The sequence below is a fragment of the Vibrio sp. 1978 genome (genome assembly GCF_033344345.1).
Genome location: NZ_JAWPOP010000699.1, coordinates 1 through 609 on the forward strand (window position 1 = coordinate 1; position 609 = coordinate 609).

1 protein-coding gene is annotated in these 609 nt (G+C 47.3%); it reads right to left on the reverse strand.

The window, feature by feature from the left end; all coding sequences use genetic code 11:
• On the reverse strand, nucleotides 1-609 hold a 609-nt coding region (locus tag R8N49_RS28630; protein ID WP_318190636.1), incomplete at both ends, for a LysR substrate-binding domain-containing protein.

Genomic DNA, 609 nt, shown 5'->3' on the forward strand with positions numbered 1-609 from the left:
CGCCGCAGACATCGCCATGTCTGTTCGATTGAAAAAGTGACCGACATCGGTTTTAAAATCCAATCCCATTGCCGAAGCCCAATACAACCACTCATAGTCACGTGTCGCTTTTTCCCACGGCATCGCGTCGTGCAACAACGTAGCCGCTTGCCATTGATTCACAGACATCGACGATGTTTGATCACCAAAAGGAGTTTTTAGCCACCGATGATCCTCAAGGTATTTAGGGCTCATCACTGGCAGCAATTGTTCATCGAGAATCAACTCGGCATCATGGTCTCGATAAGGGTGAAGACCGTAGTCAATGGCGACGTCATAGTCTTTCAAATCGCTGTTGACTAGCGCTCCTTCCGCAAAGATCTGCACTTGAATTTCTGGGTTCTCTAGTTGAAAGCTTTCGAGTTTAGGCACTAGCCACTTAAAGGCGAATGAGGGAGTGAGCTTCAAGCGAACCTCATTGATATGCTTTTCTACTCTCAGATCATCAAGCAACTTGCCTAACTCAGAGAAATGCAACTGCGTGGCTTGTTGCAGTTGTATTCCCTTTTCGGTGAGGCGGACCCCTCGAGAGTGGCGTTCAAAAAGAGTAAAACCTAACGACTCCTCTAA